This is a genomic window from Kitasatospora sp. NPDC056531 (assembly GCF_042794375.1).
In the GTDB taxonomy this organism is placed as follows: Bacteria; Actinomycetota; Actinomycetes; order Streptomycetales; family Streptomycetaceae; genus Kitasatospora.
Genome location: NZ_JBHTTU010000017.1, coordinates 72,566 through 95,442 on the forward strand (window position 1 = coordinate 72,566; position 22,877 = coordinate 95,442).

At 70.9% G+C, this 22,877-nt stretch carries 22 protein-coding genes and 2 pseudogenes; 10 read left to right on the forward strand and 14 right to left on the reverse strand.

Annotated elements, in window-relative coordinates:
• Positions 1 to 20: 20 nt before the first annotated feature.
• Entirely contained in the window at positions 21 to 623 is a 603-nt protein-coding gene (locus ACFQ87_RS17560) for a transposase (RefSeq protein WP_380611650.1), read from the reverse strand.
• Between the two features lie 523 nt (positions 624 to 1,146).
• Between ACFQ87_RS17560 and ACFQ87_RS17565 the strand changes: the two genes are divergently transcribed.
• The 5 genes from ACFQ87_RS17565 to ACFQ87_RS17585 are packed head-to-tail and all read left to right on the forward strand — an operon-like array spanning position 1,147 to position 6,110.
• A complete protein-coding gene (locus ACFQ87_RS17565) occupies positions 1,147 to 1,686 on the forward strand; it encodes a bacilysin biosynthesis protein BacA (protein WP_380611651.1) in 540 nt (179 codons plus the stop codon).
• Entirely contained in the window at positions 1,683 to 2,951 is a 1,269-nt protein-coding gene (locus ACFQ87_RS17570) for a DUF6421 family protein (RefSeq protein WP_380611652.1), read from the forward strand. The genes ACFQ87_RS17565 and ACFQ87_RS17570 overlap by 4 nt, the downstream gene beginning before the upstream one ends.
• Positions 2,948 to 3,973 carry a DMT family transporter gene (locus tag ACFQ87_RS17575; RefSeq protein WP_380611653.1) on the forward strand — a complete coding sequence of 342 codons (1,026 nt, stop codon included), beginning with the start codon at positions 2,948 to 2,950 and terminating at the stop codon, positions 3,971 to 3,973. Before ACFQ87_RS17570 ends, ACFQ87_RS17575 begins: the two co-directional genes overlap by 4 nt.
• Positions 3,970 to 5,241, forward strand: coding sequence for an ATP-grasp domain-containing protein (locus ACFQ87_RS17580; protein ID WP_380611654.1), 1,272 nt, complete (start codon positions 3,970 to 3,972; stop codon positions 5,239 to 5,241). Before ACFQ87_RS17575 ends, ACFQ87_RS17580 begins: the two co-directional genes overlap by 4 nt.
• A complete protein-coding gene (locus ACFQ87_RS17585; protein WP_380611655.1) occupies positions 5,238 to 6,110 on the forward strand; it encodes a branched-chain amino acid aminotransferase in 873 nt (290 codons plus the stop codon). The genes ACFQ87_RS17580 and ACFQ87_RS17585 overlap by 4 nt, the downstream gene beginning before the upstream one ends.
• Here ACFQ87_RS17585 and ACFQ87_RS17590 read toward each other — a convergent pair.
• A complete protein-coding gene (locus tag ACFQ87_RS17590; protein WP_380611656.1) occupies positions 6,101 to 6,352 on the reverse strand; it encodes a hypothetical protein in 252 nt (83 codons plus the stop codon). The two genes, ACFQ87_RS17585 and ACFQ87_RS17590, sit on opposite strands and share 10 nt — an antisense overlap.
• A 478-nt stretch (positions 6,353 to 6,830) precedes the next feature.
• On the opposite strand from ACFQ87_RS17590, the pseudogene ACFQ87_RS17595 reads away from it, so the two are divergent.
• Together ACFQ87_RS17595 and ACFQ87_RS17600 are read left to right on the forward strand one after the other, a co-directional pair.
• Positions 6,831 to 7,109, forward strand: a pseudogene (locus ACFQ87_RS17595) (integrase); the annotation flags it as partial.
• 90 nt (positions 7,110 to 7,199) lie between these two features.
• Positions 7,200 to 8,036: a hypothetical protein gene (locus ACFQ87_RS17600; RefSeq protein WP_380611657.1), complete on the forward strand. Its 837-nt coding sequence runs from the start codon at positions 7,200 to 7,202 to the stop codon at positions 8,034 to 8,036.
• Between the two features lie 579 nt (positions 8,037 to 8,615).
• On the opposite strand, the gene ACFQ87_RS17605 is transcribed toward ACFQ87_RS17600, so the two are convergent.
• The 7 genes from ACFQ87_RS17605 to ACFQ87_RS17635 form a co-directional block, all read right to left on the reverse strand.
• Entirely contained in the window at positions 8,616 to 9,935 is a 1,320-nt protein-coding gene (locus ACFQ87_RS17605) for a Tim44-like domain-containing protein (RefSeq protein WP_380611658.1), read from the reverse strand.
• A gap of 359 nt (positions 9,936 to 10,294) precedes the next feature.
• Positions 10,295 to 10,495, reverse strand: a complete 201-nt coding sequence (locus tag ACFQ87_RS17610; protein ID WP_380611659.1) for a hypothetical protein — start codon at positions 10,493 to 10,495, stop codon at positions 10,295 to 10,297.
• Entirely contained in the window at positions 10,492 to 10,788 is a 297-nt protein-coding gene (locus ACFQ87_RS17615) for a transposase (protein ID WP_380611660.1), read from the reverse strand. The genes ACFQ87_RS17610 and ACFQ87_RS17615 overlap by 4 nt, the downstream gene beginning before the upstream one ends.
• A gap of 58 nt (positions 10,789 to 10,846) precedes the next feature.
• Positions 10,847 to 11,299 (reverse strand): transposase family protein, encoded by a 453-nt coding sequence (locus ACFQ87_RS17620; RefSeq protein ID WP_380611661.1) that lies wholly within the window; start codon positions 11,297 to 11,299, stop codon positions 10,847 to 10,849.
• Between the two features lie 137 nt (positions 11,300 to 11,436).
• Positions 11,437 to 12,216 (reverse strand): class I SAM-dependent methyltransferase, encoded by a 780-nt coding sequence (locus ACFQ87_RS17625; protein WP_380611662.1) that lies wholly within the window; start codon positions 12,214 to 12,216, stop codon positions 11,437 to 11,439.
• Positions 12,217 to 13,017: 801 nt separating this feature from the next.
• Complete coding sequence (locus ACFQ87_RS17630) at positions 13,018 to 13,464, reverse strand: CAP domain-containing protein (protein WP_380611663.1); 447 nt, start codon at positions 13,462 to 13,464, stop codon at positions 13,018 to 13,020.
• A 1,060-nt stretch (positions 13,465 to 14,524) separates the two neighbouring features.
• Positions 14,525 to 14,971, reverse strand: a complete 447-nt coding sequence (locus tag ACFQ87_RS17635) for a hypothetical protein (RefSeq protein WP_380611664.1) — start codon at positions 14,969 to 14,971, stop codon at positions 14,525 to 14,527.
• An 892-nt stretch (positions 14,972 to 15,863) separates the two neighbouring features.
• Between ACFQ87_RS17635 and ACFQ87_RS17640 the strand changes: the two genes are divergently transcribed.
• Positions 15,864 to 16,738 (forward strand): IS5 family transposase gene (locus ACFQ87_RS17640; protein WP_380611665.1). Its coding sequence is split into 2 segments (ribosomal slippage): positions 15,864 to 16,253 and positions 16,256 to 16,738, totalling 873 coding nucleotides; the frame shifts between segments, so codons are not numbered across the junction.
• Here the strand turns inward: ACFQ87_RS17640 and ACFQ87_RS17645 are convergent.
• Positions 16,722 to 17,117 (reverse strand): hypothetical protein, encoded by a 396-nt coding sequence (locus tag ACFQ87_RS17645; RefSeq protein ID WP_380611666.1) that lies wholly within the window; start codon positions 17,115 to 17,117, stop codon positions 16,722 to 16,724. The genes ACFQ87_RS17640 and ACFQ87_RS17645 overlap by 17 nt on opposite strands.
• Before the next feature lie 185 nt (positions 17,118 to 17,302).
• Here ACFQ87_RS17645 and ACFQ87_RS17650 point away from each other — a divergent pair, with 185 nt between their 5' ends.
• Positions 17,303 to 18,379: a PP2C family protein-serine/threonine phosphatase gene (locus tag ACFQ87_RS17650; RefSeq protein ID WP_380611667.1), complete on the forward strand. Its 1,077-nt coding sequence runs from the start codon at positions 17,303 to 17,305 to the stop codon at positions 18,377 to 18,379.
• A 267-nt stretch (positions 18,380 to 18,646) separates the two neighbouring features.
• Here ACFQ87_RS17650 and ACFQ87_RS17655 read toward each other — a convergent pair whose 3' ends face one another.
• Positions 18,647 to 18,931, reverse strand: coding sequence for a hypothetical protein (locus ACFQ87_RS17655; protein ID WP_380611697.1), 285 nt, complete (start codon positions 18,929 to 18,931; stop codon positions 18,647 to 18,649).
• An 18-nt stretch (positions 18,932 to 18,949) separates the two neighbouring features.
• Here ACFQ87_RS17655 and ACFQ87_RS17660 point away from each other — a divergent pair, with 18 nt between their 5' ends.
• The gene (locus ACFQ87_RS17660) at positions 18,950 to 19,093 is read left to right on the forward strand and encodes a hypothetical protein (protein ID WP_380611698.1); all 144 of its coding nucleotides are present in this window, start codon (positions 18,950 to 18,952) and stop codon (positions 19,091 to 19,093) included.
• Positions 19,094 to 19,536: 443 nt separating this feature from the next.
• On the opposite strand, the pseudogene ACFQ87_RS17665 reads toward ACFQ87_RS17660, so the two are convergent.
• The 3 genes and pseudogenes from ACFQ87_RS17665 to ACFQ87_RS17675 form a co-directional block, all read right to left on the reverse strand.
• Positions 19,537 to 19,698, reverse strand: a pseudogene (locus tag ACFQ87_RS17665) (hypothetical protein); the annotation flags it as partial.
• Positions 19,699 to 19,780: 82 nt separating this feature from the next.
• Positions 19,781 to 20,608, reverse strand: coding sequence for an LPXTG cell wall anchor domain-containing protein (locus ACFQ87_RS17670; protein ID WP_380611668.1), 828 nt, complete (start codon positions 20,606 to 20,608; stop codon positions 19,781 to 19,783).
• Positions 20,609 to 20,663: 55 nt separating this feature from the next.
• Positions 20,664 to 22,871, reverse strand: a complete 2,208-nt coding sequence (locus ACFQ87_RS17675; RefSeq protein WP_380611669.1) for an MMPL family transporter — start codon at positions 22,869 to 22,871, stop codon at positions 20,664 to 20,666.
• Between the last annotated feature and the right edge of the window lie 6 nt (positions 22,872 to 22,877).

Below are 22,877 nucleotides of genomic sequence, written 5' to 3' on the forward strand. Positions count from 1 at the left end.
CCGAAGATCACCCACACCAGTCACAGCCCGCCTGGAAACCACCCCTTCAAAGCCAACCTCGACCGGCCACCACTACCGGCCGCCCCGCCGCCGCAGGCGCGCTCGCGCTCGGCCCACCGCTCGTCCGGAAACGGCTTCGAGCAGCGGGTGTCCCGGCCGACCGCCAGGACAGTGGAATGCCGGTCAGGGAACGGGCCTCCGTGTCGCAGTCTTCCGCGCGATGCGGCGCGCCGACTGCGCGAGCGCAGGCGTGCTCTCCGCCGGTTCGACACCAGTGATGTGAGCCCTGCTGCGGTGAAGGCGTTCCGCACGGGCCCCCTGGCGAGCCATCCACACGTCACATCGCGGGTGATCGATGCGACGGCGATCGACGCGGCGGGCGACTCGTGGGATGTGGCGGTGTTCGCGATGCTGCTGCACCACCTCGGTCCCGCGCAGGTGCGGCAAGTCCTGTGCGAGGGGACCAGGGCGGCCCGTCGGCCGGTCCGCACCCGCCATCGGACCCCGTCGATCAGCCTCCGCTGGCGAACCGCCGGACGCCCCGCCATCGCCACCGGCAACAACGGTTCCAGCACAGCCCACTGCTCATCAGAAAGATCACCGCGCCCCACAACGAAGATCATCACTGCTGCGGAACGCGAGGGCCATCAGTTCCAAAACACGGCCTAGGTCCGGTGAAGTGATCGCCAAGCTTCAGCCAAGTCAACACTCGGCCTCCTCCACCATTGCACCACACCCCCGCCGTGCCGCCATCGCGGGGCCGCTGGCGAACAGACCTGGCCGCAGCCGGTTCTGGCGCTACGTCAGGCCCTTGCCAGAGATCATTGACCCGCCGCGGCAGTGGGTGGCAGTATCAGGAACAGAGCAGCGCCTGCGTCCCTCGGATGGGGGTATGCCGGGGGGCGCCGTGGTGATCACCGCGAGAGCGAGGCGGTCACCGCCCGCGTGGGCGCGTCAGCAACGGGGGTAGCGCTTGATCTCCTGGTTGCAGCGACACCGATTCGCGGGCTTTTTCCATGCTCTCAGGCGGGGTGACGATGCGTCTCCTCGAGGCGCCCACCCGTCGTCCAGAAGCCGGATCTCGATGATCGGAAGACTCGGAAAGCCATGAACCGCACCACCGTAGGTCCAGACCACATCCGGCACATGCACACGCTCGGTCCGCACGGGACCAACCTCGAGGCGGCCTCCCACGAGTGGCTGCGCCGTCGCGGCGTCAAGGGCACCGTCGAGCTCCACCCCTCGATCGAGTCGGCCCTGGAAGCCGTCCCCGCGGACGGGCGGCACGCGCTGACCGCCTGTGCGGTCTACCCGGCCCTGCACACCCTGGTGTTCAGCAACCTGCACCGGCTGCACATGATCGACAGCTTCGTCATGCCGACGCACAACATGGTGCTCGCCTCCACCGGCACGGGTATGCCCACCACTGTGGCCTCGCATCCCGCTCCGCGGGGTCTGGTGCCGACCGGCGCCCGGATTCGTGAGGTCCTGAGCAACTCCCAGGCGGCCCTGGACTGCGCCGCCGGCGAGGTGGAGGGCTGCATCACCACCATTGTGGCGGCCGAGCGCAACGGGCTGCGGGTCCTGAGCGACTTCGGCCCGGTGCCGATGGTCTTCACGGTGCATCAGGTCCTGGCGGTGGACGCCGGGACGCCCGCCCCGATCGCGGTGGGGGCGGGCCGATGACGGCCCGCGCACCGATCGCCCCGCAGGTCCTGGCGTACGCTGCCGAGCTGCGCGGGGCGCTGATCCCCCTGGTCGACACCTTCCGGCAGCGGCAGGCCGACGACGGGACGGTGGCCGATCCGTCGTCGGCCGACCGGCGGCTGCTCGAGCGGATCCGGGACGAGGCGAGCGCTTTCCACCGGCGACACGGCAGGCCGGAGCAGGCCGAGGCGCTGATCGCGGACGTCGACGGCTGGCTCGCGGCGGGCCTGGACACGCCACCGCACTTCGGCCGTTCCCGGGACGTGCTGCAGGCCCCCGCCGACGGGAGCACGGTCTTCTTCCTGGCGCCGTTGCAGAGCACCAACAGCGCGCCGCCGGTCGGCAAGCGCCTGGACTTCTTCTTCGCTCTGCGCAAGGAGCCCGACGCCCTGCCCGAGCTGGCGCTCAGCTACCCCCACCCCAAGAACAACTGCCAGTCGCTGATCCTGCTCGCCGGCAGCGCCGGCTTCGCACAGGGCAACTGCATCGTCTTCTTCCCGGAGAACGTGGCGGCGCACGACAAGATCACCGAGCAGCCCTACGCGATGTTCTTCTACAACAAGTTCCGCAGGATCCACGAGACATACGCCTTGCCGGGCGCCGCCGCCGTGCTGACCGCCGACTCGCTGCCCCGTGCCTCCAGCGACCTGGCGCCCGAGGTCTGCTTCGAGGCCCGGGCCATCTGGGGCTACCTGCACGACTCCATGCACTACCAGGGCCTGTGGCCGTTCGACCAGCACATATCGCTCAAGATGAACTGGTTCGTCGGCCTGCTGGAGGAGATCAAGGTCGACGCCAAAACCGCGTTGGCCTGTGCCGACGGCGGGGTGCCGTTCGCCCAGCAGCAGATCGACATGATCCTGCTGGAGCGGATCTTCCGCTACCCGCAGGCGGACGACGCGACGCGCAACTTCGACTCCGGTACCGGGGTCTTCCTCTACTCCTGGCTGCGGGAGTACGGCGCGCTGACCGGCTCGCCCGCCGAGGGTGGACTGCTGCACCTGGATCAGGACAAGGCCCTGGCGGCGCTGCGGGAGTTCGTGGCCACCGTGGAGCGTCTGGAGGCGGCGGTCGCCACCGACGACGACTACCGCGCGGCCGCCAAGGACCTGGTGCGCCGTCACCTGCCGGCTGGCGAGGCCAAGCAGCGCTATCGCTTCACCGAGGACCAGCGGGTACTGCTGCGGGCCAAGGGCGGTCTGGACCGGCTGCCGCCGCTGACCTTCGCGGAGGCGGAGTGGTGACCAGCGCGGCCGAGCCTCGTCGAGAGGGTGGGAAGCTGGTGGTGCCCGCCCTCTCGACGCTGATGGCGCTGCTGCTCGCCACCGGCTGGCTGCTCTCCGGTCACTTGGTCAGCGATGCGCCCGCGCTCGCGGTCGCGGCCGGGCGGACGGCGGCCAGCTTCGTGACCATCTCGCTGGTCGTCGCGCTGACCTCGCGCGGCCGTTCCGAGCGCGGCCGTTCCGAGCCCGGCCGCTCCGGGCGCCGCGGCTCCGACCTGCGAGCCGAGGTCCGCATAGCGGCGAGCCGCCGCAGGGCGGTCGTGCTGCTCGCCTTCCTGGGTTTCTTCGTCTACTACTCCGGCACGCTGCTGGGAACCAGTCGAATCGGGGCCTCGCGGGTCGGGCTGATCGTCTCGCTACTGCCCTGTCTGACCTTCCTGATCGGCATCGCGACCTTCGGCGAGAAGTCCACGCTGCGCAAGGCGTCGGGGACCCTGCTTGCCGTCGCCGCGGCGATCGGCTACGCGGTGGCCGACGGCGCCGCGGGCACGGAGAAGGCCGGCTCCGGCCACGGCGGGCTGGTGACCGGCGTGCTGCTCGCGCTCGGTGGCACGTTGTCCTACGCGCTCTACGGCTACGTCTACCGCTGGCGCATGCCCGACCTCTCCCCGCTGGCCTCGCTGCCGGCGATCACCGGAGGGGGCACCGTGATGCTGGGACTGGCCACCGTGCTGTTCGTACCGCTGGGCGGCATCGGCCTGAGCTCCTGGGCCGGGATCGCGCTGCTCGGCGCCGTCCTGACCGCTCCGGTCTTCGTCATCTCCCACGAGCTGATCCTGCGCAAGGGACCGCTGTTCACCTCGTCCGTGGCCCTGATCGTCCCGTTTCTGGTCCGGTTGGGCGAGTGGACACTGGGGTGGGCCACCGCGCCAGGGCCGCTGGTGCTCGTGCTGATCTTCCTGTGCGCGGCCGGGGTCTGGCTCACCGTGGGTGGGCCCGCCCGGCCGGTGCTCAGGACCCGTCTGAAGCAAGGAACCCCGTGACCACCTCGCAGAGTCCGACCCTCGTCCTGGTCTACCAGCGCAGCACGCTGCCCTGGATCTTCGAGAGCGCCCAGCGGGCCGGTATCCGCCTGATCCTGGTACCGCGGCCCGACGAGGCGGTGACTGAGGATCAGCTGCCGCCCGCCGTGGTGGAACTGCTGCCACTGGACCTCGAAGCCGACCGGGCCGGCGCGCTGGCCGCGTTGCGGCGGCGGTACCAGGCTGATCCGTTCCAGGGCATCGTCACCCTCTACGACCCGGCGGTGCCGTTCGTGGCCGAAGCCGCCGAGTCGCTCGGGCTGCCCGGCATCGGCCACCGGGCCGCGGTCGGCGCGCAGGACAAGCGGGTGATGCGGGAGCGGCTGGCGGCGGCCGGGCTGAACGTGCCCGGCTTCGTGCGGCTGGACGTTCCGCAGGACTGGGCCGCCGCCGAGGCGCTGATGTTCCCGGTGGTGGTCAAACCGGCACACGGCTTCTCCAGCCTCGGCGTGATGCGAGCCGACCGGCTCACCGACCTGAAGGCCGCCGTCGAGGAGGTCTGGCAGCTCTGCCTGAGCAAGCTCGGGCACGTGGCGGGCCTGGTGGTCGAGGAGTACCTGGACGGCCCGGAGTTCGCCGTCGAGTCGCTCGCCCACCGCGGTGAGGTCCAGGTGCTGAGCATCGGTGACAAGGGCTGGCCCGAGGGACCCTACTTCGAGGAGAGCATCTACCGCGCGCCCGCGCTCCTGCCCGAGGAGGTGCTGCGGGATATCCGACGCGAGGTGGTGGCCGCCCACGCCGCGCTCGAGATCACCGACGGGCCCACCCACACCGAACTACGGCTGCACGGCGGCCGGCACCCCTACCTGCTGGAGATGGGGGCCCGGATCGGCGGCTCCGGGGTCTCCCACTACATCGCCTCCCGGGTGACCGGGCGGGACTTCGCCGCCGACGCGCTGCGGATCGCGGCCGGTCTGCCCCCGCACGCGTTCCAGCCCGGAGGGCCGGTCGGCGAGATCGGGGCGGCGGCCAACTACATCGTGCCGTGCGGTGGTTTCGGCCGGATCGAGGCCATCCACGGGCTGGACGAGCTGCGCGCGGATCCGCGGGTCGAGCACGTGGTGCAGATGCTCTTCCCCGGCGACGTGGTCCGCCCCTACCCGGACTTCACCGGCTACCCGGCGTTCGTGCTGTCCCGACACGCCACCACCGCGGAGGCCGAGGAGTTCCACCGCTTCCTGGAAACCTCTGTTCGCATCGACTACACCGCTCTGGAGTCCGACGCATGACCTCCCTCCCGTTCGACGACCGCGACGGTGTCATCTGGCTGGACGGCGCCCTTGTCCCCTGGCGCGAGGCCCGGTTGCACGTGCTCTCGCACGGCCTGCACTACGGCGGCGGGGTCTTCGAGGGCGAGCGGGTCTACGCCGGGCGGCCCTTCAAGCTCACCGAGCACTCCCGGCGCCTGCACGCCTCGGCGCTCGAGCTGGGCTTCCGGATCCCCTTCGGCGTCGCCGAGTTGGACCAGGCCACCCGGGAGGTCGTCCGCCGGCAAGGCATCACCGACGGCTATGTCCGGCCGGTGGCCTGGCGCGGCAGTGAGCAGATCAGCGTCTCGGGAGCCGGCACCAGCGTGCACGTCGCTATCGCCGCCTGGGAGTGGCCGCACGTCTTCACCGCTGAGGCGCAGACCCGCGGCATCCGGCTGGGCACATCGCGGTGGCGCCGCCCGGCCCCCGACACCGCCCCCGTGCGGGCCAAGGCCGCCTCGCTGTACAACATCTGCACCCTGGCGCGGGACGCGGCGGAGGCGGACGGCTACGACGACGCCCTGCTGCTGGACTTCCGTGGCCAGTTGGCCGAGGCCACCGGTGCCAACCTCTTCCTGGTGATCGACGGCGAGTTGCACACCCCGATCGCCGACACCTTCCTCGATGGCATCACCCGCCAGAGCGTCATCGCGCTCGCACACGAGCTGGGCATCGCCGTCCACGAGCGCCACCTGGCGCCCGAGGAACTGGCCCGGGCCGAGGAGGTCTTCCTGACCGGAACGGCCTACGAGGTCCAGCCCGTGCGGGCGGTGGACGACCGCGAGTACCAGGTCGGCAAGGTCACCCGCGCACTGAGCGAGGCGTACCTGCGCCTGGTTCACGCCTGACCGTGCACCGGCGCCTCCGGCTCGGCCTTGGCGGCGGTGAGGATCCGCCGGACACCGTCGAGGCCGACGCCGGGCCACCCGCAGATCCGTTCAGCGGTCCAGCCGCGCCGGCCGACTCCGCGGCGAACGGGGTCCCAGGCGGGCAGGCGGTGCAGCTGGTGAGCCTGGACGATCCGCTCCAGCGAGCTCCAGCTCCCGGACCTGCTTGCGCAGACGAGCGATCTCGGCGTCCTTGGCCGCATCCGCCGCGGGTTCCGGCTGTGTGGGCTGTTCCGCCTTCCCGGCGGTCTTGATCCACTGGCGCAAGGTCTCGTGGTTCACGCCCAGGTCCGCGGCACCGCGGATAGCACGGCCAGGTCGAGGCCGAGTTCCTCGAGCAGCCGAGTGAAGCCTGAAGGGTGTCAAAACTCCGATCAGGCCGCTGAACTGGGGGTTTCCTGCGGGCTGCGAGGTGACTGGATCGGGGCGCCGTGGTACTCGTCGAGGAGTCCGCCGAGTACTCGACGGCGCCGAATGGCTGCGGCGGGCAACGGGATGATATTGGGTTCGTCGTCCGGGGCCCGCAGCTCCAGACTGCGGTGGGCGCGGCCGGTGTTGTCGTGCCCTGTGTATCCGGCGAGGACGGCGCGCAGGTGCCGTTCGCAGGTAGGGTTCGAAGCAAGCGACCGGGCGTTCCTGGCGGCACTGCTCCGGGGTCTGCCGGCGCAGGTGCTGCGTCGAATGCGACTGCTGGTGCGGCCGGACACCGTACTGCGCCGGCACCGTGACCTGGTCGCCCGCCGCCACGCCGCCCGGTCCCGTCCGAAGCGCCCAGGACGACCGCGCACCGTGCGCTCCATCCGCACCCTGGTCCTGCGCCTGGCCGCGGAGAATCCGGGGTGGGGCTACCGCCGCCTGCACGGCGAGCTGCTCGTCCTCGGCGTCAAGGTCACCGCGTCCACGGTGTGGGAGATCCTGAAGGAGGCCGGGATCCCGCCGGCGCCCGAGCGGACCTCCAGCATCTGAGCCAACTTCCTGTCTCCTCCCGTTGTCGGGCCATTGCCGTACGTTCGTGCCGACCGCGTGCGCCGCCCCCGTCTGAGGAGACCCATGGCCGACACCATCAACTCGCTCGCCTCCCGTGTCCATGAACTGCTGGTGGCGAACCTGACCAGTCCGGCGGCCTCGGCCATCCCCGGGCAGGGGGCTCTCTCCACCCTCGCCCGCGCGCTCATGGGCGCCCCGCAGGGCGTCGACGTCGCCACGGGCTTCCACGACGTCATCGCGCGCGCCACCGCGCTCGGCCCGGACGCGGCCTGGCTGGTCGGCGCCGCGCACAGCGGGCTCGCCGCCCTGGCCTTCAGACACAGCCAGATCGACCGGGCGCTCCTCCACCTCGACGCCGCCGTCACGACCGGCTTCAACGACTGCGTCGCCCTCCACGCCGCCCCGCTCCGGCCGCTGCACGACGACCCCCGCTTCCGCGCGATCTACCAGCGGATCCGCATCACCATGGCCGACCTCGACGAACTCGTCTGGATACACCGGGAGATACACATCATGTCCCGGGACGCCGCGAGGGCCTCCACCGAGAACATCGGCCGCCACGACACCGGGATCTCCCTGCTCCCCATGGCCCCCATTCCGACCCGGGTGCCGAACACCCCCGGGATCCTGATCACCCGGATCGACCTCGCCGCCACGCAGACCGTTCTCCAACGCGCCATCAGGAAAGCGGACATCAGCCGCGCCGCCGGCAACGCCTCCGTCAGCGCCGTCTCCTACAACTGGGACGACGCCCGCGCCCGGCGGGACGCCTGGCGCACCGACGACCTGGAGTCCCAGCGCCGCCAGGCCTCCGCCGCCCGCGCCTTCGTCGAGCGCCCTGGCGTCAGCACGCTGGTCATTCCCTGTCCGCCGCTCGGGTCGCTCATCTATCCGTCCTGACATGGTCATTCGGCCGCCCGGGGCAACGGCATGGTCCAGTAGATGGGCCACGTACGCTCCACGCAGGTCCGCCGGCACGTAGTCCAGGCCGGTGCGGACGGCTGAAGGGTGTCAAAGTCAGCCGGGCCCTGCGGAGCGACCGTCCCGCGCCGCAGGCCCGCGCGGGACCGCCTGGCCCTACCGGCCGCCGATCGACCGGATGACCTCCGCTGTGTCCCGGTCGCTCCGTAGGGCCATCTCGGTCGCGAGAATCGGTCCCGGCCCCCGGCCCCCGACCCGGGCCCTGGCACCGTCCGCGCGGGGCCCGTCCTGGGTCCGCTGCCTGTGGCGGGTGCTTTCCGGCCCCGCCCCGCAGGCTCTCCCCGCCCCCTCCGGGAGAGTGTTGGGGGTGGGGCCGCGGTCGTTGCCGGGCCCGGCAATGGCCGTGCCGGCCCGGTCCGGTGGCCGGCGCTGCCGCCCCCCTGGGTCCCCGCGCCCCGGTCCGGTGGCCGTGAGCGGTCCGTGCGTGGTGGTGGGTGTCCGGGCGGGGCGGCGCCGGGGTGTGGGCGTGAGAGCCCGTGGTGCCGGCGTGGGCTGTGTCTACTCGACCGTGGCGGCGATGACGGTCCACGCGTTGGCCGGTGTGTCGTCCAGGCGCAGGTCGAAGGTGAAGGTGATGGGCCTGCGTTTGTGCGGGTCACCGCGCAGTACCTGTTCGCTGCGGCGGTCGACTTCGTAGTAGACGCCCTCGGTGTCGACCGTGACGCGGAAGACGACCGGGTCGCGGGAGACCAGCGAGCGCACCGTGACGCGGGTGACGGTGGCCTGGCGCATGACGGTCCGGTTTGCGGTGCGTACGGGAGTGAAGTCGAGGCTGCCGTCGTTCATGGCCCATTCCTCGAGGAACCGCTCGACGGCGACCTCGAGGACGGACTTGTCGAACCGGCCGTCGAGGACGCTCAGGTCGCCGGCGGCGGTGTCGGCGTCGGTGCTCCACGAGATGTTGGTGAGCGACAGGATGTCGCTCACCTTGGTGACCGTGCTCTTGCCGGCCACCTCGAGCACGGCCTCGCGGGCGACCTCTTTCTGGTCCCAGCCGTCCGTCTCGATGGCGCCGCTCAGATGGTGCGCGCCCTCGGCGGCCTGTTCCAGCGACGACACGATCCACTGCCCGGCCGTGTTCTTGCGCAGTGTCCAGTACTCGACCGGGCGCGTCGAGCCGTCCTTGCGCACGGCCTGCCCGCCGTCGGCGCGGCGTACGTAGTCGTTGAGCGTCGCGGTGATCCGGAAGGTGACGGTGTCGTTCACCTCGCCCGCGCGGTTGGCGACGTCGACCAGTTCGACGACCGGGCCGGAGACGATCTCCACGACGTTGACCTCGCCGCGTGAGGCGTAGTCGTGCAGTTCCTCGGCCCACTTGCCGTACAGCACCGGGGACAGGATCCGCTGCAGCGTGGCGTGATCGTGCCCGCTCCAGGCACGTTGGGCCGTCTCGTACAGCCACACGGCGCGTTGCTCGAGCGCCGCGCGCTCGAAGGTCGCATCCGTGTCGGCGATGGCGTCGACGCGGGCCGAGATGCGGGCGGCGCGCTCGCGCGCCTGCGCGTCCGCGCGGTGCGCCGTGCGGTCGGAGACGGTGTTCAGGCCCTGTGCCAGTTTTGCCCTGCGGCGCCGGGACCACAGCCACAGGATCAGGAGGACGACGGCCACGATCACCAGCACGGTGAGGAGCCCGCCGCTCCCGGCCCCGACGCCCGCTCCGAAGCCGCCGCCGAAGCCGCCGCCCGACCCGTGGAACCCGCCGCCATGGCCGCCCCCACTGCCCCCGCCGCCACCGTGGCCACCGAAGCCGTGACCGCCGCCCCCACCACGGGCGTAGGCCGCCGTCGGGCTGCTCAGCGCGACGGCTCCCGCAAGCACACATATCCACCGGCGGACGCGCACCGGGCCCTCCCTCCACGAACCGGAGATGTTCCGCGCCAGCCTACAAGCCGGGGGTGTTCGGGAGGTTTGGAGGTCAGCGGGCCGCCCGGCACGGGGGGACGGCGGGCCTCCCGGGGCGGGCCTCCCGGGGCGGGCCTCCCGGGCCCGCGCGACGCCGGGGCTCCCGCGCCCGCCCGCAACGCGGGGGCCACCGGCCGCCGGCTGCGGGCATGGTCGCTGTCCTGCCCGGTCAGCACGCCGTCCAGGTCGTCACGGCCGCTGACGGCCGGCCCGTCAAACTGCGGCAGGGCATGCGTGAGCTTGCTCCGCTTTGACGGACACCGTTGGTGTGGTGGTCAGGCCGCATAGGTACCGCGCGGGGTCGCGTGGACCTCGGTGATCTTCTCGGTCAGCTCCGCGTCGCGCACCGCGCGGGGGCCGGGGGTGGCGGTTCGGCGGGCGTAGAAGGCGGCTCGGGAGACCTTGAGCCGTTCACACGCCCGTTTGACGTTGTGGCCTGTCTGCTTCTCCGCCTCGATGAACGGGTGCACCGTCACCGGGTCTCCGTCGCGAAGAAAGCCGTGGCCCGGCGGAGGATGTCCACGTCCTCGCGTAGCCGGCGGTTCTCCCGCCGAAATCGGGCCAGTTCCTCACACTCGTCGCTGGTCAAGCCGTCGCGCTCGCCCGCGTCGACCTCGGCCTGTCTCACCCAGTCGCGCACCACGGTCTCGGTCAGGTCGAAGTCCTTGGCGACCTGACCGACCGAGCGGTCACCTCGTCGGCACAGCTCGACGATCTCGGCCTTGAACTCCGGCGTGAACGAGCGGCGAGGGCGTGGCTTCTTCCCCATGCTCTCCATGATGGACATCATCCTTACCGGGGCCGAAGCCCCTGATCAGGGGTGTCCGTCAAGGCGAGTCAAGCCCAATCGTGTTCTGCTTCTTCTTGCCGGACACGAACGCCTTGCGGCCCGGCCGCCCTGCGCGGGGGCGTCGGACCTGTACCTCGGTGCCGTCGATCCGCAGGTTCACGCCGTCGGTATCGGCATAGGCGAACACGTCTTCCAAGGTCCGCAGCCTGATGCCTGGCCGGTCGGGCACGGCGAAGCCGCGGGTCGCGAGCACCGGCCTGACCTGGCGGATTGCGGCGGAGACCGTGGAGCGGTCCACCCGGTACAACTCGGCCAGAGCGGCGTGCGGCAGGCCGAGCCGCAGGTGGACGAGGGTGACGAGCAGCCGGTCGACGAACTCCAGCTTCGGCTTGCGGCCGGCTCCCTCCGCCCGGCGCCGCTCGCCGCCCCGCTGTCGATCAAGCTCCGACTCACGCCGGGCCCACCAACGTGGCGACAACTCTGCGAGCAATTCGCCGAGATGTGCGCGGGAGACCCCGGACAGGGCAGGGTGGGAGCAGGCCGCACGGGCCCAGGTATGCGTCACAACTCACCCAACCCGTGCGGCCCTTCTCACGTCACGGCGCAAGCAGAGCTGCGACGCGGGAATCAGGCCGGAACGGACCGGATCACAACCAACGAGCCCTCGTAAAAAGGCTGTTGCCGCAGGGCGCCGAACCGGGCGTCCCATGCTCCGCTGTCCAGGTCGCCCCGCAAGTCCGCGGCGAATCGTTCGCGCGACCGCTCGTCGACGAAGCTCCACGCCGAGCACGCCTGTCGAGCACCAGGGTCGAGCAGCATCTCGGGGCGCGCGTAGTACGCCTCGTTGAAGCCGTCGGTGCAGTCGACGGGTATCGGCACCCGGGTCACCGTCGTACGTCCACCAAGAGCCTCGGTCAGATCCGCGATCACCGGATAACGGCGCGCCTCCGTGTCCAACACCTCCGGCGCGTACTCGTACAGCCAGAAGTCCCGAACGAGATCAGGGTCGCAGGTCAGCACGACGACGGGGCCGCGCGCCACCCGGCGCATCTCGCGCAGCCCTGCCTTGAAGTCGCCCCACTGGTGCACGCTGAAGGTGGTCATCGCCGCGTCGAACACGTCGTCGCCGAACGGCAGGTTCTCGGCCACGGCATCGATGGCGGCCGACAGGTGCGCGGGGCGCTGGGCACGCATCGACGCCGACGGCTCAACCGCCGTCACCTCCAGCGTCGCCGACTCGTATGACCCCGCCCCGGCCCCGACATTGACCACCGTGCGCGCCCTACCCAGGGCGGCGGTGATCGCCTGCTCGATCCTTGCGTCCGGCTGCCGGTAGGTGGCGTACCCGCCGCCTATCGTGCCGTAGTCCGCATCCCCTGCGCTGCCGTCCGCCCCGCGTTCTCTCATGATCCAAACCTAGACACGCTGTCAACATTCCATCCGGGCCACCGCGCCCCCGGGCGCCGACCGGAAACCCTCGCTGAGCCTGTACCAGCAGCGCATCGGCGACCGTCCGCGGCGTTCCGGTGAGACAAGCGCGCAACGCTCAAGCACCAGCGCCGAGTCTCCGCGGCCACGAGTAGCCTCCTCCAGCCGAATGCCATCACCATCTATGTGCGCAAGCCCGCCGCCGATCAACCGCCGGCCCAGTACCAGCACGTCCCCAAGCAAATTCCCCCGAAGTCGTTAGAACCGGCCGAGGGCGACGGCGAACTCGCGGCGCTCCGGACCGCGTCAGGAAGCGTCGAAGAACTCGAAAATCGCCGTAGGCGTCGCTGGCGATCACCCGCATGCGCCCGTCAGCCGCCTTGAGCGGGTCGATCCCAGTCTCCTCGGGGCGAGCCTCGGCCTGCATCTTGGCGCACACGCCCTGCGCCGGCTGCTCGGGGTCGATGGCGACGGGCTACTGGGCGTCCTCGCAGGCCCGAGCGGATGCCAGGGCCTTGGCGAGGGCGCGGGCGTCGACGCGGTGAGCCAAAGTGCAGCACACGGCCTTCCGCGGCCCCCTGGCGGCCCTTACGGCTTTCGTCCAGCACGGCGACGGCCGCGGGGCCCGGCCCAGTCTGCGAGTCGCCGCACCCGAGCCTCTCGCGGGGCGCAGCCTGCCAGGGGAAGGCTGGCCCGGGCTCGCTGCCCGGGCCAGCAGCGATCGGACGACGGCGGAGTCGGCGACGACGACCCGGTCCGCGTCCGGAGGTGCCGGGTGGCTCAGGGCGCGTACCGGCACACCGTGACGCCGCTCTTCGCTCCGCAGCCCATCTTGCTGTAGCTAGGGTTGATCATGTTGTAGTAGTGACCCCAGCGGTAGTACCCCGCCTGGTTGGCATACGGGTCATGGTTGGGATCGGAGTCGTAGGCGCTCTTCTCGCTGGCCCACTGCCCCGTGGCGTGGCTCGGCCCGGCGCTCGACATGTTCTCGGCAGCGTTGCTTATCGGCGCGTGGTGCAACGAGCCGCCCGCAGTGGATGCCGGGTTGTCAGCCCAGGACTGTGCCGCGGAGGCAAGCCCGCCGTCCCAGGTCAGACCTGACTGGCCGGCCTGGGCACGAACGCTGTTGGTCTCGGAGAGAATGGCCTGTTGGTCGCCGGGGCTGATCTGGGCGGGGAACTCCGCCGCATGGGAGACGGTCGCGGTGGCAACCGTCGCCAGCATCATGCCTCCGGTCATCAGCGCCGTTGCGAAGATGTTCGCGGCGCGATGCTGTACCCGAGTTGGATTTCTCATTGCGACCCCCCTGGTCGCACAGAAAGCAGCAGCAAGTGCCGGCGCGGACTACGGGCGTCACGGAAGCGGGCCGCACGCCTGGCTCATGCGATGGCCAGGATGCCATCGGCGACAAATCGCTCTGTCCGGCGGCCACATGACCGCCGCCAATAGCACCAGCGTACGTCTTCGCGGCGACTGAAGAAGCCACTGAGATTTCTTTGTGCAGCCGGTGACCGAGGCTCTGCGCTTCGTAGCGTCGAATCCCGCCGCCCTGGCCAACTGACTTTCCCAGACGGCGATTTCTGCGAATTCGTCACGGTTTCAAGTCAGGAGCTCCCGCGAATCGGACTCCGGCACCTCCGGCCGTTTCGCGCCGCGTCCGGCACCGGAGCGCCTCCGCACGCCCCGGCCCGCGTCGACCTCATTCAGGTGCCCGCATATCTACAAGTCACCTTTCCCGAACCAAGAGTTGGTCAAATCAGCACACTGCCGAGATGTGCTCTGCCGTCGGCCCGGCGAGGCGCGACAGGCAATGCGACAGCACCCACCCACCACCAGCACAACCCCGCAGCGGCCTCCCGAACCACCACCAGGGCAGCCTGACGGCCACTCAGCAGCAACCCCCAGCCAACCCGGCCGGGACGGCGGCGCAGCACCGGGCCGGGCAGACGGAGGCCGGGCACACGGCAAGGGCGCAGCCCGGCCCCAACAAACCGAACACCGACCCCCGCCACCACCCCACCAACCACGATTCCAACCCGAATCCAGAAAACCACCGGCAACCAACCCACCAAAACAACCGGACGGAATTCACGGCTAAATTCACCACCGAATACAGGCCCACAACACCGAGCCCCCCAGCAGGCCGACAGGGCCCCCGGACCCCACCCACCACCACACACCGTCACCAACCCAGCCACCAACCCACCACCCCGACAGGTCCGACCAAAGGTCCAGACAATCTGGCGCGAGAGGCCATTTCACGCCGCCCACAACTCACAGCAACAGGTCACACCCTGTCCTTCGCCGGGTAGAGCTTCGCGTGGAGCACGCGGTCCTCCCACCACGGATCGTCCCAAGCCGACACCAGCGCGGCCACCAGCTCCCGCTTCGTCGGGACCGGCAGCACCAGCGGGCCCAAGTCCTGTGCGGCGCGGGCCTGCACGCACTTGGGGCACTCCAGCCGGTCGGGGCCGGCCTTCTCCCGCAGCTCCAGCTTCGAGCCCTCCTCCCCGCCGATCGAGCCCCGGCACGTCCAGCACGGGCGCAGCGCGGCGTTCGCCGTGCGGGCGGCTTCCAGCTGCTCCTCGGCCTCTCGTTCCAGCCGTTGCTTCCGGTCCTGGTGGCAGGACCAGCAGTGGCCGCCGGGGCGGCGGGTCCACTGGCGGCTGCCGTACACCCAGGAGCTCTCCTCCTCGGGAACGTCGCCGCAGTCGACGCAGGCCAGGGAGTCCATCAGTTCCTGGTGGGCCTTGCGCTGCTCGTCCTCGCGGGCGGCCTGGCGTCGGTCGTAGGCTCGTCCCCAGCGAGGACTCCTCGGGTTACCGGCGTCGCCAGGGCAGGATCGTCAAGACCGGCGCCGCCCCACAAACCGGCTGGCGGGAGCCCGACCACGGGTGCAGCGCGAGGAACGACCCGCGAAGGCACTATGGGCAGCCCGGCCCACCACCGGGCCACGCCTGATCGCTAGACGAGCGGCCCGCTCCCGACGCACAACCGGTCATGCGGTTACCAACCCGCGCACATCATGCTGACCGCGCGTAGTCGCACGACACGCACCCAACCCGGACCCCGCCAGCCCCCAGCACACCACGCCGAGGGCAGGTCACCCCTGCACCGCTTGACAAAACGCCCTACATATCGACTCTCCGACGGGTCGCGTCACCGACCCCGCACCCGCCAGCACCCGTCACCCGAATGGCGCAACATGACGTGCCACCCACATACTGAGTTAGTGCCCCAATCGAGGTAATCCGTGAAAGGGGAACCAAATGCGCATTCGACGAATACTCGCCGCCGTCACTGCCACGGCAGCCCTGGCCGGACTCGGCCTCACAGGCGCTGCCACCGCCACCGCCGCCGCACAGGGTGCCCCATCCTACGTCACCCCTTCTCAGTGCGAGAAGGGCGGCGGAACGCCCCGGATCGACTTGCCGGGCAACCCCTGCGTGGGCGGTACGTACGACGGGCAGCCGGTCGACTAAACCCCACAAGGCGCCCTGCGGCCACGCGCCGCGGGGCGCTCCCGAGCGAGCGTAGCCGGGAGAGTCGCAGGGACTGTGCCAACCCGTCGGACACGCTAGGGTCTGTTTCAGAAGTGGATCAAGGTCATGCGATGATCATGTTCCATGGCTCGGGGAGATCTGACGGACGCCCAGTCGGCGGTGCTGGAACCGCTGCTGCCGCGCGGCATCAAGCCGGGTCGGCCGCCGGTGCACACCAAGCGGCAGCTGATCAACGGCATACGGTTCCGTACCCGTACGGGCATACCGTGGCGGGATCTGCCTGGGCGGTACGGGCCCCGGGAGACGGTGTACGGGCTGTTCCGCCGCTGGCAGCGCGACGGCACGTGGCACCGGATTCTCGAGCAGCTCCAGGCCCGCGCTGATGCAAAGGGCCTGATCACCTGGGACATCTCCGTGGACTCCACGATCGCTCGCGCGCACCAGCACGCGGCCGGTGCGCGCAAAAGGGGGACCTGCAGGTCGAGCCGCCCGGCGGCGTCTTCGTCGAGCCCGACGACCACGGGCTCGGGCGCTCTCGCGGTGGACTGACCACCAAGATCCACCTGGCGGTCGAGCAGGCGCAGAAGCTGATGTCGCTCGTGATCACGGCCGGACAGCGCGGTGACTCCCCGCAGTTCCAGGTCGTCCTGGGCCGCATCCGTGTGCCGCGTCTCGGCCCGGGACGCCCGCGCACCCGGCCGGACAAGGTCCGCGCCGACAGGGCGTACGGCTCCCGCGCGAACCGCGTCCACCTGCCCAGACGTCGTATCGGCTGCACGATCCCGGAGAAGCGCGACCAGATCGCCAACCGCAAGAAGCGTGGCACCCACGGGGGCCGGCCGCCGAAGTTCGACAAGGACGACTACCGCGAGCGTCACGCGGTGGAGTGCGGCATCAACCGCCTCAAGCGCCACCGCGCGGTCGCCACGAGGTACGACAAACTCGCCGTCCGCTACGAAGCCACCAGACTCATCGCAGCCATCAACGAGTGGCTGTGAGAGGGTGATGGCGCGCGCATTGCTCCGTGGGTGACCACGGGACCCAGGGAAGAGCATCACGCCAACCGGGTCGCCCGAAGGCCCAGGCTTGAAGCACCTCAGCCACAGGTTCCACAGCAAAGACCTGGTGCTCGCGGGGGACCCATGCCTGGAAGTGCTTCTCCGGCCCTCCCTCACGGTATTCCACTTGATAGCTCAGGTCATCGTTGAGATAGACCTGCATGTAGTACTGATCGACAGGCTCCAGGTCAAGCCTCCTTACGACGACGAACCGCCAGTTGAGGCTCATGTCCGCCAGCAAGTCGTGTAGTTGTTCCTCGGACGGATCGTCCCAGGACGTCCCGTCGGCCTCAATCGCCTGAAGCACCGGTGTTGCCATGCAGGGGACTGTACCTGCCGCCCACGCTCTCAACCTCGGCGGGCTTAGCTTCTGAAACAGGCCCTAGCTAGGAGGCCACCAGGGCGTCTGCGAGGCACGCTGAACGTATGATGCCGTTCTTCCGCTCACCCTCTCGACCAAGAGCGGGAGGTCAAAGCAGGGGCCTGCTCGCACTGGCGCAGTGCGTGCCGTTCGTCATCGCGCTGGCCGTGCTGATCATCGAACTCACCCCTGCCCACTTCATCTATACCGGCCCCTTTCTCACTGCGGTGCCGGCGCTGGCGGCGGTAACGATGGACCCCAAGCGCACCGCCCTGGCGGCGGCTCTCGCACTGGCGGTCAGCGTGACCACGGCCACCTACAACCAGGCATGGGGAACCCTGCAGGTCTATACCAACTTCCTCGCTCTGGCTCTGGTCTCCGTAGCCGGTTTCATCACAAGTAGCGTCGTGCGTGCCTACAGGAGGAGCGAGTTCGACCAAATCCGCCGGATCGCCGTGTGCGCGCAGGAGGTCATCCTGCGACCAGTCCCCGAGCGCCTGGGCCCGGTGCGGGCGGCGAGTCTGTGTCTCGCGGCCGGGACCGGGGCACAGGTCGGCGGTGATCTGTACGAGGCCATGCAGACGCGGTACGGCGTCCGGATGATCGTGGGGGACGTCCGCGGCAAGGGGCTCACTGCCATGCGCGCGGTCGCGGTGGCGCTGGGCGCGTTCCGGGTGGTCGTGCACTATGAGGACGACCTCGTGGGGGTCATGAATCACTGCGCAGCCGCGCTGCGCCGGGAAGCCGCCGTGCCGGGCGCCTTCCCCGAGGAAACTCTGATGGAAGGATTCACCACCGCACTCATCGCCCAGGTGCCGAACGACGAACCCGTAGTGCAGCTGGTCAACCGCGGCCATCCGCCCCCGCTGGTACTCCACGAGGGCCGAACCCAGGCTTTGATGCCCACCTCGCCGCGCCCGCCCCTGGGCCTGGAGGACCTGGTCACCGGCCCTCCCGAGACGCCAGAGGGCTATCCGTTCGTACCGGGCGACCGTCTACTTCTCTACACCGACGGCGTGATCGAAGCCCGCGACCCCGGCAACGGATTCTTCCCCCTGCCGGAGACCATGGAGTCGATCAGCTTCAACACCACCCCTCAGGAGTTCCTTGAGCAACTGCACCAGGCATTGATCCGCCACACCGATGGCCACTTGGCGGACGATGTGGCGATGATCCTTGTCGACCGGCTCGACGAAAGAGCCGCCATATCGGCCATCTGAGACCTCGGCCAGTCACCGGGCGCTGACGCACGGCGACATCTCGGCGCACCAGTACACCCTTGCGAACGGGTTCCCGTCGTCGCAGAGCCTGCCCGACTGCTTCGGTGAACTGGACGGGCTGGCGGTGCGTGGGAGCCGGGGCTGGCGTTCGGTCAGCCTGGAGCCGCGGTGCCGGCCCTGCGGCGAGTACGGGCTGGTCGTGTTCCCCACCACGGTCACCAGGGAGAGCGGCCTGTCCGATCACTTCCAGGTCGTGCTGGACGGCGACTACCGGCTTCCGCAGCCCGGGCCCAGGCAGCAGGCAGGCCCGGCCGAGGAGGCCGACGACCCCGAACTGGCCGTGGCACGCCTGCGCGAGTACCTGGCGCGCCGAACCGTGATCCTCGGGCACGAGGAGCCGCTGCCGCCGCCGGTGTCCGCCGCTGCGCTCGCCGACGTGGACGGAACCTGCCGCTTCTGGCGCAGCACGGCGGGTTTCGTTCCGGCCGGGAGCAGGGTGGCGGCCTCGCGGGCCCGGTCGGCGAACTCCTCCTCGCCCACCGCAGACAACACCTGCTGCTCCGCGTCCCGGTGCCGGAGGACCTCGACACCCTGCCCTCCGCCGTCGAGACCGCGCTCAAGGGCTACGGCTCCGGGCGCCTCGCGCTGAAGAAGCAGTACGCCCCGGTCGATTGGTGCTGGCTGGACACCGTCGCGCAGGTGTTCCACCACTGAGCGCTCGCGCCCGTACTCCCCTGCGGTCCACGGCTCTGCCGGTTGCGCCGGCGCGTACCAGAACACCGCCGAACGGCCCGCGCGACGTCAGACCCGTGCACGGCCCGCCGAAGCTGAACAAGGCGATCACGAGCGCGGACCCGGACACGATGGTGCGCATCATCGGGGGGCTCCACCGGATGAAGAAAGACCGGGAACGTCTCTGCGGCCCTGCTCTCCAGACGCAGGGCGTCCTCTTCCAGCCGGCGGTGACGCCAGGGATCGACCGCCAACGACAGCTGTCGCGATCGCGTCCGCGATGCCGGCGTGGCCGGTGACGGGCTCGCCGATGAGCTCGTCCATGTCCAGGTCCCAGCGCCGGACCGCCCCGCCGGCGGTGACGGCGGGGCAATCGCCCGTCCAGCTCCGAGATCGCGACCCGGTCCACCAAGGTCCCACAGCCGAACCGTCCCGTCGCGGCTGCAGGTGACGGTCATGGGGCGGTCGTCCGCCACCGCCGTGGCGACCGCATTCACCTTCTCGTCATGGCCGACGAGCGGCGCTCCGAGCAGCTGGCCGGTGGTGACGTCCCATCGGCGGACCGTTCTGTCATGGCTCCCGGTCACCGCGACCCGGCTCCCGGGGCCGGCCCCGGAGCGGGGAGCACCCGACAGCGGTGTCCCCGGCCCGGCTCTCCTCGGCGTGCCATCAGCGGCGGGCGGCGCGGCGGCGGCCGACGTAGACCGCTGCGGCGCCGGCGGCGAGCAGTGCTGCGGCGCCGACCGCGGTGGCGGTCAGGACACCGTCGTCGGCTCCAGTGGCGGCCAGCGTCGGTGCGGGCGCGACCGGGGCCTGGGGCGAGTGCGAGGGGGTCGGGGACGGTACCGGGGCGGGGCTGATGGTGGCCGTCGGCGTCGTCGCCCCGGTCGGGACCGGGATCGGGACGACGGGCGGGGTCGGGGCGGCGGTGGCGGAAGTGGGGGTGGGCGTCGGGGTGGTGGTCGTGGGGCTGCCGGTGGGCTTGGGCGTGCATGCCGTTCCGCCGTTCCAGGAGGCGATCATCAGCCCGGAGAACGGCTCGTCCGGGTAGTGCGGCAGCGGGTGGTCGCTGTCGCTGCCGTCGTACTTCTCGCCGACCGCGTAGAGGGCCAACTCGCCGTAGCACTGGGGAAGATGGGCGGTGATGTCGAGCGTGGCCCGGTCGTGGTCACGGGTGAGCGTGAGGGTCGCCCAACCGAGGAAGGTCTGGTGGCCGGAGGCGGCCCAGGTCGCGCCCTGCGTCGTGTACGAGCCCAGCGATACGTGATACTCGCAGCCCGCGGTCGGCTCGCCGGCCAGCCGGACCTCGACGGTGCCGGATTCGGCGGGCATCGTCGCGTCGGCCGTCCAGTGCGTGCCGCCGTCGATGGAGTACTGGACCGGTCCTCGCCCGCAGTTGGTCCCGGCGTGGGCGGCGGGTGCGACGAGGAGAAGAACTCCGGCGGTGAGGCCGAGTGCCGCGAGTGTGGGCAGGCCGCGGCGGAGTCGTGCGCGCATGAGGATGTGCTCCTGATCGGGTGGTTCTGGAAGGGTGTGGGGGTTCAGGGAGGGTTCACAGGGCCGCGGGTGCGGGGGCGACAGCGCCCTCCGCTGCGACCGGCTGATCCGTGTGGCCGTCGCCCTCGATGTCGACGTGGGGCAGCAGGCGGTCGAGCCAGCGGGGCAGCCACCAGTTGCCGTCGCCGAGCAGGACCATGGTGGAGGGGACGAGCAGGCCGCGGACGATGGTCGCGTCGAGTGCGACGGCGCTCGCCAGGCCGATGCCGAACATCTTGACGACGGGGTCGTCGGAGAGCAGGTAGCTGAGGAAGACCGCGACCATGATCAGGGCTGCGGAGCTGATGATCCGTCCGGTGCCGGCGAGTCCCGCCACCACCGCACGGCGGTTGTCGCCGGAGCGCAGGTAGCCCTCGCGCACGGCGCTCAGCAGGAACACCTCGTAGTCCATCGACAGACCGAAGAGCACCGCGAACATCAGCAGCGGCACGTAGCCCGGGATCGGTACGGTACTTTCCAGACCGATCAGCCGGGCGCCCCAATCGTGTTGGAAGACCGCGGTGAGCACGCCGTACGCGGCGGCGACCGAAACCAGGTTCATCACGGCGGCCTTCAGCGCGACGATCGGTGAGCGGAAGGCGAGCAGTAGGAGCAGGCCCGCGACGGTCAGGACGAAGCCGACGACGAGCGGCATGCGGTGCGTGATCCGCGCGTTGAGGTCGGCCTGGGCGGCCGGGGTGCCGCCGACGTGCACCGTCTGGCCGGTGCCGGTGGTGGCGGCGGGCAGGACGTCCGAGCGGAGGCGGTGGACGAGTGTGGTGGTGGCGGGGTCGGAGGGGGCGGTGGTGGGGGTGACCTGCCAGCGGACGGTACGGCCGTCGGCCGCGACCGCGGGCGGGCTGACGGCGGCGACGCCCTCGCCTCCGCGCAGCGCGGTGGTCACGGCCGCGAGGCGCGGGTCGCTGGTCCCCGCGCTCGCCTGCGCGGGCGTGGGCAGGACGTCGACGACCTGGAGCACGCCGTTGGAGCCCGGGCCGAACGCGGCCGCCATCCGGTCGTACGCGGTGCGGCTCATGGTGCCCGCGGCCTTGCTGCCGGCGTCGAGTTGGCCGAGGTGGAGACGGGCCGCGGGGGCGGCGAGGGCGCCGAGCAGGGCGAGGCCGGCCAGCAGCAGAGGCCACGGCTTGGCCGCGACCAGCGCGGCGACCCTGCCCCACCCGCGCGGGCGTCCGTCGGCGGCGGGAGCGGCGGGCTCGGGGGTCAGCCGATTCCCCAGCAGGACGAGGAGCGCGGGCAGCAGGGTGAGGTTGATGCCCAGGGCCGCCACCACGGAGATCGCGGGCGCGAGGGCCAGGGCGTAGAGCAGCGGGAGACCGCCGAGGGCCAGGCCGGCCAGGGCCGCGACGACGGCGCTACCGGCGAAGGCGACGGACTTGCCGGAGCCGGCGGTGGTGCGCACGGCCGCCTCCTCGATCCCGACTCCGGCGGCGCGCAGTTCCCGGAAGCGGGTGAGCCCGAAGAGGGTGTAGTCGATACCGACGCCCAGTCCGATCATGGCGGCGATGGTCTCGCCGGCCTCGGGCACGTCCATCAGGTGGCCGACCAGGCCGAGGACGGGCAGGGCGATGCCGAGGCCGATGACTCCGGCGAGCAGTGGGAGCCCGGCGGCGACGAGGCTGCCGAAGGTGAGGGCGAGGATCACCAGGGCGGTGCCGAGACCGATGGCCTCGCTGCGGCCGGTGCTGCCCTTGTCGACGGCTGCGGCGAGGTATCCGCCCGGGGTGACCTCGATGCCGGCGGCGGTGGCCGGTGCCGCCGCGGCCAGGACGGCGTCGGTCATCTCGGGCGTCACCTCCCGCCCGGTGACGTCGAGCTCGACGGAGAGGTAGGCGGTGTGGCCGTCGGCGCTCATGGCCGCGGCGCCGGCCGGGTCGTAGGGCGTGGTGACGGCGACCACGTGGGGCACCGCGGCGATGGCGGTGGCCGCGGTGCGCACGGCCGCCGCCGTGTCGGTGGCGGTGAGCGGGGCAGTGGCGGCGGCGGTGTGCAGCAGGACGGGCTGCTTGCCGGAGGCCGAGCCGGGGAACGCGCTGTCGCCGATGTCCCGGGCGGCCTGGCTGTCGCTGCCGGGGATGGAGACCGCGTCGCTGGTGACGCGGCCGAACAGGCCGACGGCCGTGAGCGCGGCGGTCAGCACGAACAACCAGACCGCGACCACGCGCTTGGGTCTGCGGGCGCACCAGCGCCCCACAGTGGTGAACATCTGCGG

Excerpts from the sequence above, each read along its gene's own strand:
- ACFQ87_RS17560 (WP_380611650.1), bottom strand. The coding sequence starts at position 623 with ATGATCTTCGTTGTGGGGCGCGGTGATCTTTCTGATGAGCAGTGGGCT.
- ACFQ87_RS17565 (WP_380611651.1), top strand. The coding sequence starts at position 1,147 with ATGCACACGCTCGGTCCGCACGGGACCAACCTCGAGGCGGCCTCCCAC.
- ACFQ87_RS17570 (WP_380611652.1), top strand. The coding sequence starts at position 1,683 with ATGACGGCCCGCGCACCGATCGCCCCGCAGGTCCTGGCGTACGCTGCC.
- ACFQ87_RS17585 (WP_380611655.1), top strand. The coding sequence starts at position 5,238 with ATGACCTCCCTCCCGTTCGACGACCGCGACGGTGTCATCTGGCTGGAC.
- ACFQ87_RS17590 (WP_380611656.1), bottom strand. The coding sequence starts at position 6,352 with ATGCGGCCAAGGACGCCGAGATCGCTCGTCTGCGCAAGCAGGTCCGGG.
- ACFQ87_RS17600 (WP_380611657.1), top strand. The coding sequence starts at position 7,200 with ATGGCCGACACCATCAACTCGCTCGCCTCCCGTGTCCATGAACTGCTG.
- ACFQ87_RS17615 (WP_380611660.1), bottom strand. The coding sequence starts at position 10,788 with ATGGGGAAGAAGCCACGCCCTCGCCGCTCGTTCACGCCGGAGTTCAAG.
- ACFQ87_RS17625 (WP_380611662.1), bottom strand. The coding sequence starts at position 12,216 with ATGAGAGAACGCGGGGCGGACGGCAGCGCAGGGGATGCGGACTACGGC.
- ACFQ87_RS17630 (WP_380611663.1), bottom strand. The coding sequence starts at position 13,464 with ATGATGCTGGCGACGGTTGCCACCGCGACCGTCTCCCATGCGGCGGAG.
- ACFQ87_RS17635 (WP_380611664.1), bottom strand. The coding sequence starts at position 14,971 with ATGGACTCCCTGGCCTGCGTCGACTGCGGCGACGTTCCCGAGGAGGAG.
- ACFQ87_RS17645 (WP_380611666.1), bottom strand. The coding sequence starts at position 17,117 with ATGGCAACACCGGTGCTTCAGGCGATTGAGGCCGACGGGACGTCCTGG.
- ACFQ87_RS17670 (WP_380611668.1), bottom strand. The coding sequence starts at position 20,608 with ATGCGCGCACGACTCCGCCGCGGCCTGCCCACACTCGCGGCACTCGGC.
- ACFQ87_RS17675 (WP_380611669.1), bottom strand. The coding sequence starts at position 22,871 with ATGTTCACCACTGTGGGGCGCTGGTGCGCCCGCAGACCCAAGCGCGTG.